This is a genomic window from Terrabacter tumescens, from assembly GCF_014646815.1.
Taxonomy (GTDB): domain Bacteria; phylum Actinomycetota; class Actinomycetes; order Actinomycetales; family Dermatophilaceae; genus Terrabacter; species Terrabacter tumescens.
In genome coordinates, this window is record NZ_BMNZ01000006.1 from 428,070 (window position 1) to 434,614 (window position 6,545).

Consider the following 6,545-nt stretch of genomic DNA (forward strand, 5'->3'; position numbering starts at 1 on the left):
CGGCCCCGCGTGACACGATGGGCCCATGAGCGCTGAAGACACGAAGATCTCCGCCTACGCCCACCCCGAGCGTCTCGTGACGACCGAGTGGCTTGCCGAGCAGATCGCAGCCGGACGTGTCGGCGGACCCGACGGCATCGTCCTGCTCGAGTCGGACGAGGACGTGCTCCTCTACGCGACCGGCCACATCCCCGGCGCCCTCAAGATCGACTGGCACGTCGACCTCAACGACCCGGTCTCCCGCGACTACGTCGACGGTGCCCGCTTCGCCGAGGTCATGGGCTCGCGCGGCATCAGCCGCGACACCACCGTCGTCATCTACGGCGACAAGAGCAACTGGTGGGCGGCCTACGCCCTGTGGGTCTTCAGCCTCTTCGGCCACGAGGACGTGCGCCTGCTCGACGGCGGCCGCGCCAAGTGGATCGCGGAGGGCCGCGAGCTGACTCGCGAGCTCCCCTCCCCCACCCCTGCCGACTACCCCGTCGCCGAGCGTGACGACGCCCCGATCCGCGCCTTCAAGGACGACGTGCTCGCCCACCTCGGCAAGCCGCTCGTCGACGTCCGCTCCCCCGGCGAGTACTCCGGCGAGCTGCTCCACATGCCCGACTACCCCCAGGAGGGGGCCATGCGCGGCGGACACATCCCCGGGGCGAAGTCGGTGCCGTGGGCCAGGGCGGCCAACGAGGACGGCTCGTTCAGGTCGCGAGAGGAGCTCGAGGCCATCTACCTCGAGGAGCAGGGCCTGACCCCGTCCGACGACGTCGTCGCCTACTGCCGCATCGGCGAGCGCTCGTCGCACACGTGGTTCGTGCTGACGCACCTGCTCGGCTTCGAGGCGGTGCGCAACTACGACGGCTCGTGGACCGAGTGGGGCAACGCCGTCCGCGTCCCCATCGAGCGGTGAGCCCCGTGGCCGAGACTCCCCTGCCCGCGTCCCTGGCCGAGATCGCCGAGGACTTCCGCTCGGCGAGCAACGACCTCAAGCTGCAGCTGCTGCTCGAGTTCAGCGACGAGCTGCCCGGCCTGCCCGAGCGGTATGCCGGCAAGCTGGACCAGATGGAACGCGTCGACGAGTGCCAGTCACCGCTCTTCCTCACCGTCGAGGTCGACGAGGCGGGCTCGCTCGACGAGCGCGTCGTCCACCTCTTCTTCGATGCGCCCGCCGAGGCCCCGACGACGCGCGGCTTCGCCGGCATCCTCCACGAGGGGCTCGACGGTCTCACGGCGGCCGAGGTGCTTGCCGTGCCCGACGACGCCCCGATGCGCTTCGGCCTCGCCGAGGCGGTCTCACCGCTGCGCCTGCGCGGGATGGTCGCCATGCTCGGCCGGATCAAGCGCCAGGTGCGCGCCCGGACCGCAGCCTGAGCGCCAGCCGACGCCTGCTGACGCCGGCTGACAGGGTCAGTAGCCCCGCGACGCGTCGGACGCCTGCGCGGCCCCGGCGAGCTGCCCGGCGAACTCCTCGCCCGACATCGGCTTGGAGAACATCGGGTAGTCGTACCTGATCGCGTTCGCGTGCTCCTCGGAGCTCGTCGCCGCGACACAGTCGCTCAGCGTGACGACCTCGTAGCCCCGCTCGTAGGCCGAGCGCATCGTCGACTCGACGCAGCAGTTGGTGAGGAAGCCGCCGAGGGCGATCGTCGTGATGCCCTTGCTGCGCAGGATGAAGTCGAGGTTGGTGCTCGCGAAGGTGTCGAGGCCGCGCTTGCCCTCGACGACGATGTCGTCACCGCTCGGCGCCAGCTCGTCGATGATCTGCGACCCCCACTCGCCCTTGACGAAGGCGTTGGAGTCGACGACCCCCTTGAGGATGCCGTAGGGGCTGCCGCTGATCTCCTTGTAGCCGCCGGCGAAGGAGATCGGTGCGTGGATGATCGTGGCACCGGCCTCGCGGGCGGCGTCGACGACCTTCTTCGTGTTCTCGAGCATGTCGGTCTCGGCCATCGAGCCCGCGACGGCGGCGTGCAACGCGCCGCCCTCGCTCGCGAAGTCGTTCTGGTACTCGATGAGCACGACAGCGGTGTTGCGCGGGTCCATTCTGCTGACCTCCGGTTCGTGGGTGGCGACAGCGACCATCCTTGCGGCCACCGCGCCGCTCCACCAGACCCTTGCGGCCGTCAGCTCCCGATGCGGGTGCGGACCTCGTAGAGCTCGGGGAAGAACGTCAGGTCGAGCGCCCGGCGCAGGAAGTCGACGCCGGTCGACCCGCCGGTACCGGTCTTCTGCCCGATGGTGCGCTGCACGACCTGCAGGTGCCGGAAGCGCCACTGCTGGAAGTTGTCCTCGAGGTCGACGAGCTCCTCGCACGTCTCGTAGACGCCCCAGTGCTCGGCCGGCTGGGCGTAGACGCCCGCGAAGACGTCGACGAGGCCGTCGTGGAGGCGGTAGGGCTGCGTCCAGTCACGGTCCAGCAGGGCGGGCGGGACGGCATACCCCCGTCGCGCGAGGTAGGCGAGGAACTCGTCGTAGAGGCTCGGCTCGTGCAGGAGCGCGTCGAGTGCCGTGCGGGCGCCCTCGTCGTGCGCGAAGACCGCCACCATGTCGGCGTTCTTGTTGCCGAGCAGGAACTCGACCTCGCGGTACTGCGCCGACTGGAAGCCCGAGCTCGCCGCCAGGAACGGGCGGATCTGCGCGTACTCGCTCGGCGTCAGCGTCGCGAGCACCGACCACTGGTCGGTGAGGGTGTGCTGGATGTGCTTGACGCGGGCCAGTCGCTTGAGCGCCGGAGCCAGCTCGTCGTCCTTGAGCAGGCTTCTGGCAGAACGCAGCTCGTGGATCAGCAGCTTGAGCCACAGCTCTGACGTCTGGTGCTGGATGATGAAGAGCAGCTCGTCGTGCTGCGGGGGCTCGCTGAGCGGCTGCTGGGCACTGAGCAGGGTGTCGAGGCGCAGGTAGTCGCCGTAGGACATCTTGCGCGTGAAGTCGCGCTGGATCCCCTCCTCCAGATCGCGCTTGCTGCGCCGGTCGATCTCGCCCTGGGCCTCGTTGTCCATGGCGGCGATCCTAGGGGCCGCGTCAGCTCGGGCGCGGGCGGATGCTCACCAGGTGCGAGACGACGCCCGGCACCCAACCGGTCTCGCCCCGCATCCAACGGGCCCCCACGAGGTTGTGGGGCACGACCACGGTGTCGGCGCGGGCCGCGACGAGCCCGAGGTCGGTGCCGAACACGTCGGTGACGACGGCCCAGTCCCGCGCGCTGTGACGCGCGAGGTACTCGCCGATGGCCACGGCATACGTCTCCACGACGGCGCCCGGTCCCTCGCCCGAGCCACCCTCGGAGGACCAACGACGGTAGGCGGCGTCGTAGTGCTCGCCGATCGAGGCGAGGTCGTCGACGTCCACGCCCTCGGCCGCCGCGTGCTCGAGCGCTGCGGCGATGCGGGCGCGCTCCTCGTCCCCGAGCGGGTTGGCGACCGGGCGACCCGTGAAGTCCGGCGCCGTCGCGTCGTCGGCGCCGGCCGGGTCGAGCTCGGCGACCGCGGCCGCGTCCGTCGGCATGGCCTCGTCGTCCTTGCCCTTGCGCGAGAACAGTCCCATGCCAGCCAATCTAGTGGCTCGGACGCGGCCCGGTCAGGCCCGCAGTGACGCTCGCAGTCACGCCTGCGGGTCAGGCCCGAACGGTCAGCCGAACGTGTCCGGGTCGGGGCCGGTGCGGGTGCCGCGGTCGAGACCGGCCAGGGCCTCCAGGTCGTCCTCGCCGAGGGTGAAGCCGAAGATCTCGAAGTTCTCGGCGATCCGCGCCGGGGTGACCGACCGCGTGAGCACGACGTTGCCGAGCTCGACGTGCCAGCGCAGGACGAGCTGGGCGGGCGTCACGTCGTGCTGGGCCGCGAGCCTCGTCACGACCGGGTCCTCGAGCAGTCCGGCGCGGACGGCCAGCGGGCTCCATGCCTCGGTGACGATGCCGTGCTCGGCGTGGAAGGCGCGCAGCTCGCTCTGCTGGAGGTACGGGCTCAGCTCGACCTGGTTGACCGACGGCAGGACGCCCGTCTCGTCGAGGAGCCGCTGCAGGTGCGGGACCTGGAAGTTGCAGACGCCGACGGAGCGGACGCGACCCTCGCGCTGGAGCTCCAGCATCGACGTCCAAGCCTCGACGTAGCCGTCCTGAGCGGGCGCCGGCCAGTGGATGAGGTAGAGGTCGAGCACGTCGATGCCGAGGCGCTGCATCGAGGCGTCGAAGGCCGCGGGGACGTTCGCGTGGTCGTCGTTCCAGACCTTGGTGGTGACGAAGACGTCGTCGCGATCGACGTCGTCGCGTCCGAGGACACGACCGACGCCCTCCTCGTTGCCGTAGATGCGGGCGGTGTCGATGTGGCGGTAGCCGACGTCGAGGGCGCGGCCGAAGGCCTCGTCGACGCTCGCGTCCGGGACCTCCCAGACGCCGAACCCGATCTGCGGGATGGCCAGGCCGGGGGTGGAGGCGTGGCCGAGGGTGAGAGTGGGAGCTGACTGGTGTGTCGTCATGCACTTCACGCTAGGTCGACGCCGACGACGGTGATGTGCCGGACCTCACTCTGAGACGACCGGGAATACGGGCGAGGAGGCCGAATCCACCCGGCGTCCGCCCGATAGAGTCCGAGCCATGGCATCCATCAGCAAGGTCCTGATCGCAAATCGTGGTGAGATCGCCGTCCGCATCGCGCGGGCGTGCACGGACAGTGGGATCGCCTCGGTCGCGGTCTACGCCGAGCCGGACCGGGATGCCCTGCACGTCAAGGTCGCCGACGAGGCCTACGCCCTCGGCGGGTCCACTCCGGGCGAGAGCTACCTCGTCCAGGAGAAGCTGCTCGACATCGCGCGCCAGGCCGGCGCCGACGCCGTCCACCCGGGCTACGGCTTCCTCGCCGAGAATGCCTCCTTCGCCCAGGCCGTCATCGACGCCGGGCTCATCTGGATCGGCCCGGGCCCCGAGGCGATCGACTCCCTCGGCGACAAGGTCAAGGCGCGTCACATCGCGACCAAGGCCGGCGCCCCCCTCGTGCCCGGCACGAAGGACCCAGTCTCGGGCGCCGACGAGGTCGTCGAGTTCGCCAAGGAGCACGGCCTCCCGGTGGCCATCAAGGCGGCCTACGGCGGCGGTGGCCGTGGCCTCAAGGTCGCCCGCGAGATGTCGGAGATCCACGACCTCTACGACTCGGCCGTCCGTGAGGCCGTGACGGCCTTCGGCCGCGGCGAGTGCTTCGTCGAGCGGTTCCTCGACCACCCGCGCCACGTCGAGACCCAGTGCCTCGCCGACCAGCACGGCAACGTCGTCGTCGTCTCGACCCGCGACTGCTCGCTCCAGCGCCGCAACCAGAAGCTCGTCGAGGAGGCGCCCGCGCCGTTCCTCACCGAGGAGCAGCACACCGAGCTCCTCCGCGCGAGCAAGGCCATCCTCAAGGAGGCCGGCTACGTCGGCGCCGGCACGTGCGAGTTCCTCGTCGGCCCCGCCGGGGACATCAGCTTCCTCGAGGTCAACACGCGCCTCCAGGTCGAGCACCCCGTGACCGAGGAGGTCACCGGCATCGACCTCGTGCGCGAGCAGTTCCGCATCGCCAACGGCGAGTCGCTCGACTACGGCGACCCGGAGCCGCACGCCCACTCCATCGAGTTCCGCATCAACGGCGAGGACGCCGGCCGCGGCTTCCTCCCGGCCCCGGGCACCGTGAGCCGCATGGTCGTGCCGCAGGGCCCGGGCGTGCGCTGGGACGCCGGCATCGTCGAGGGTGACACCGTCGCGGGCGCGTTCGACTCGATGATCGCCAAGCTCGTCATCACCGGCCGCACCCGCGAGCAGGCCATCGACCGTGCCCGCCGCGCCCTGGCCGAGCTGACGATCGAGGGCATGCCCACCGTCGTGCCCTTCCACCGCGCGGTCGTCTCCGACCCGGCGTTCGCCCCCGCCGACGGCTCCCCCTTCACGATCCACACCCGCTGGATCGAGACCGAGTGGGACAACACCGTCGAGGCGTATGCCGGTGGGTCGGCCGACGCGGCCGAGGCCGAGGAGCGCCAGACCGTCGTCGTCGAGGTCGGCGGCAAGCGCCTCGAGGTCTCGCTGCCCGGTGGCCTCTCCCTCGGTGGCGGCGCCAGTGCGTCGGCGGCGAAGAAGAAGGCGCCGAAGCGCTCCGGCGGTGGCAAGTCCGGTGGCGCCGCGTCGGGCGACTCGCTGACCGCCCCGATGCAGGGCACCATCGTCAAGATCGCCGTCGAGGAGGGCGCCACCGTCGCCGCCGGCGACCTCGTCATCGTCCTCGAGGCGATGAAGATGGAGCAGCCCATCACCGCGCACAAGGGCGGCGTCGTCTCGGGCCTCACGGCGCAGGTCGGCGAGACCGTCACCTCGGGCGCCGTGCTCGCGGAGATCAAGGACGCCGCCGAGGGCTGAGCCCAGAGCGCTCACGGAGCGTCAGACGAAGGGCCGACCCGCCTCACGGCAGGTCGGCCCTTCGTCGTTGCCAGGCGCAGGTCGATACCGGTCAGCCCTGTCGGTCAGCCCTGCCGGTCAGCCCTGCCGGTCAGCCCTGCCGGTCAGCCCTGCCGGTCAGCCCTGCCGGTCAGCCCTG

7 protein-coding genes are annotated in these 6,545 nt (G+C 70.9%); 3 read left to right on the forward strand and 4 right to left on the reverse strand.

Annotation, left to right across the window (positions count from 1 at the left end):
* The first annotated feature begins 25 nt into the window (after window positions 1-25).
* Complete coding sequence (locus tag IEY30_RS17230) at window positions 26-904, forward strand: sulfurtransferase (RefSeq protein ID WP_030203158.1); 879 nt, start codon at window positions 26-28, stop codon at window positions 902-904.
* Window positions 905-909: 5 nt separating this feature from the next.
* Window positions 910-1,365, forward strand: a complete 456-nt coding sequence (locus IEY30_RS17235) for a SufE family protein (protein ID WP_030203163.1) — start codon at window positions 910-912, stop codon at window positions 1,363-1,365.
* A 36-nt stretch (window positions 1,366-1,401) separates the two neighbouring features.
* Here the strand turns inward: IEY30_RS17235 and IEY30_RS17240 are convergent, their stop codons facing one another.
* The 4 genes from IEY30_RS17240 to IEY30_RS17255 all read right to left on the reverse strand — a co-directional run bounded on the left by IEY30_RS17240 (window position 1,402) and on the right by IEY30_RS17255 (window position 4,464).
* Window positions 1,402-2,037 (reverse strand): cysteine hydrolase family protein, encoded by a 636-nt coding sequence (locus IEY30_RS17240; RefSeq protein WP_030203168.1) that lies wholly within the window; start codon window positions 2,035-2,037, stop codon window positions 1,402-1,404.
* Between the two features lie 80 nt (window positions 2,038-2,117).
* A complete protein-coding gene (locus IEY30_RS17245; protein ID WP_030203172.1) occupies window positions 2,118-2,993 on the reverse strand; it encodes a tryptophan 2,3-dioxygenase in 876 nt (291 codons plus the stop codon).
* Window positions 2,994-3,015: 22 nt separating this feature from the next.
* Window positions 3,016-3,537, reverse strand: coding sequence for a DUF3806 domain-containing protein (locus tag IEY30_RS17250; RefSeq protein ID WP_030203177.1), 522 nt, complete (start codon window positions 3,535-3,537; stop codon window positions 3,016-3,018).
* A gap of 84 nt (window positions 3,538-3,621) precedes the next feature.
* The gene (locus tag IEY30_RS17255; protein ID WP_030203179.1) at window positions 3,622-4,464 is read right to left on the reverse strand and encodes an aldo/keto reductase; all 843 of its coding nucleotides are present in this window, start codon (window positions 4,462-4,464) and stop codon (window positions 3,622-3,624) included.
* A gap of 118 nt (window positions 4,465-4,582) precedes the next feature.
* Here IEY30_RS17255 and IEY30_RS17260 point away from each other — a divergent pair, with 118 nt between their 5' ends.
* A complete protein-coding gene (locus IEY30_RS17260; RefSeq protein WP_030203181.1) occupies window positions 4,583-6,367 on the forward strand; it encodes an acetyl/propionyl/methylcrotonyl-CoA carboxylase subunit alpha in 1,785 nt (594 codons plus the stop codon).
* Window positions 6,368-6,545 lie beyond the last annotated feature (178 nt).